At 72.9% G+C, this 2,338-nt stretch carries 1 protein-coding gene and 1 pseudogene; both read right to left on the bottom strand.

Annotated elements, in window-relative coordinates; all coding sequences use genetic code 11:
• Positions 1 to 80: 80 nt before the first annotated feature.
• Positions 81 to 863: a polyprenol monophosphomannose synthase gene (locus SACSA_RS0118430; RefSeq protein WP_028662022.1), complete on the bottom strand. Its 783-nt coding sequence runs from the start codon at positions 861 to 863 to the stop codon at positions 81 to 83.
• A pseudogene (lnt, locus tag SACSA_RS0118425) lies at positions 799 to 2,336 on the bottom strand (apolipoprotein N-acyltransferase). Before lnt ends, SACSA_RS0118430 begins: the two are co-directional and overlap by 65 nt.
• Positions 2,337 to 2,338 lie beyond the last annotated feature (2 nt).

The following is a 2,338-nucleotide window of genomic DNA, read 5'->3' as shown; positions in this document are numbered from 1 at the left end:
GTGCTCCCGCCCGCGCGAGGCACCGCCGACGAGGCATGGCGCGAGCGGACCGTCCGCTCCGCTGGCAGAGGTGTGGTGGGTCAGCGGCGGAGCAGGCGGCGCACGGTGGGGTTGCGGCGTAGCTGGGCGCGGCGGCGCGTGCAGGCCCATTGGGCGACCTTGATCAGGGCTTCGCCGATGATGGCGCCGTTCATCTTCGACTCCCCCAGTTCGCGTTCGGTGAAGGTGATGGGTACCTCCAGCACGCGGAAGCCGGCTTCGGCGGTGCGCCAGGTCAGATCGATCTGGAAGCAGTAGCCCTGCGAAGCGATCTCGTCGAGGGCGAGCGTGTCGAGGACACGGTGGCGGTAGGCGCGGAAGCCCGCGGTGATGTCGTGCACCCGCACGCCCAGGGCGAGGCGGGAGTAGAGGTTGGCCAGGCGGGACAGGGCCTGGCGTTTGCGGGGCCAGTTGACCAGGGCCCCTCCGGGCACGTAGCGGGAGCCGATGACCAGATCGGCGTCGGTGAGCGCGTCGAGTAGCCGGGGCAGATCCTCGGGGGCGTGGGAGCCGTCGGCGTCCATTTCGACGAGCGTGGCGTAGCCGCGGTCGAGGGCCCAGCGGAATCCGGCGATGTAGGCGGCGCCGAGCCCGGCTTTGTCGGTGCGGTGCAGCACGTGCACGCGGTCGTCGTCGCCTGCGAGTTTGTCGGCGACCTCGCCGGTGCCGTCGGGGCTGCCGTCGTCGACGACGAGGGCGTGGGCCTCGGGCAGTGCGGTGTGCAACCGCTTCAGCAGCGGCGTGAGGTTGTCCCGTTCGTTATAGGTCGGGATGATCACCAGCACCGGGTCGGTGGTGCCCCTGTGCCGTGTCCCCTCCGCCATGCTGCTCCCCTTCTGCTGTCGCGTTGGTCGGCCTGCTCCCCCGGCGCGTGCGCATCCCGAGCACGGCGCCGGCCGCCACGGCGGCGAACGCGACCGCGACCAGCGCGTACTCGGTCCACGCGCCGAGTCGATCCGACAGCGTAGTCTCCTGCCGCAGGGGCACGTCGGCCACCAGTGCGGTGTCGGTGTAGAGGCCGGTGGAGCGGCGCACGGTGCCGTCGGGGTCGACCACGGCGCTGATCCCGCTGGTGGCCGCGACCACGACGGCGCGGCCGTGTTCGACGGCGCGCACGCGGGACATGGCCAGTTGCTGGTGGCTCATCTCGCCGCGGCCGAACCACGCGTTGTTGGTGGGGGTGACCAGGAGTTCGGCGCCGGAGGTGGTCAGGTCGCGGGCGATGTGGTCGTAGGCGATCTCGTAGCAGATGACGGTGCCGACGCGGGTGTCGGCGATGTCGAAGACGACGGGCCGGCTGCCCCAGCGCATGTCTCGGGTGTTGTCGACGAACGGGGTGAACCAGCGGGCGATGGCGCGCATCGGCACGTACTCGGCGAAGGGCACGAGTTCGCGTTTGGTGTAGTGGGCCACCGGTCCCCTGCCGGGTTCCCAGTGCAGGGTGGCGTTCTCGGTGAGGTCGCTGCCGTCGGGCCGGTAGAGGGCGCCGATGAGGGCGGGCACGCCGAGCGAGTCGACGGCGGCGTCCAGGCGGGGGTCGTCGCCGTCGGTGTCGGTGGCGGTTTCGGGCCAGACGAGCAGGTCGGGCCGGGGTAGTTCGCCGGAGCGGACGCGGTCGGCCAGTTCGGCGGTTTCGGCGAGGTGATTGGCGCGGATGGTCTCGCGCGCCCCGAGCAGCCCGATCCCGGCGTCGGGGGCGTTGCCCTGCACCAGCGCGACGGTGCGGGTGCCGGTCTGGGCGTCGGTGCCGACGCTGGGCCACACGGCCAGGCCGGTGGCGACGGGCAGTGTCGCGGCCAGGGCGGGGCGATCCAGCGTGCCGAGGGGGCGGTCAGGCCGGTGCGGCGCACGCGGACGATGAGCTGGGCGAGGCCGAAGCCGGTGGTGAGCACGGCGAAGCCGACCAGGGGCGCGCCGCCGACGGAGGCCAGGGACAGGTAGGCGCCGTCGGGTTGGCTGAAGCCGACGCGGCCCCACGGGAAGCCGTTGGCGGGCCAGTGGGCGCGGGCGGTCTCCTGGAGCAGGAAGACCGCCGCCATCCACACCGGGGCGGCGGGCAGGCGCGCCACCCACGGCATCAGTGCGCATGCGGCGGCGATGTAGGCGGCCAGTACGCCGGACAGCGCCAGCCACGGTGCGGGGCCGAACTCGGCGCCGAGGAAGTCGTCGATCCACAGCAGGTGCAGCAGGTTGAACGTGAGGCCGAACACGGCGCCGTAGCCGGCGGCTCCGGCCGGGCGGCGGCCGTGCAGCACCAGGCCGAGCGCGGTGAAGGCCACCGGCACCAGCCACCACAGGG

It is taken from the genome of Saccharomonospora saliphila YIM 90502 (assembly GCF_000383795.1).
Taxonomy (GTDB): domain Bacteria; phylum Actinomycetota; class Actinomycetes; order Mycobacteriales; family Pseudonocardiaceae; genus Saccharomonospora; species Saccharomonospora saliphila.
Note: the sequence above shows the minus strand (reverse complement) of the source record. Positions and strands in the feature narration are given on the sequence as shown.

Excerpts from the sequence above, each read along its gene's own strand:
- SACSA_RS0118430 (WP_028662022.1), bottom strand. The coding sequence starts at position 863 with ATGGCGGAGGGGACACGGCACAGGGGCACCACCGACCCGGTGCTGGTG.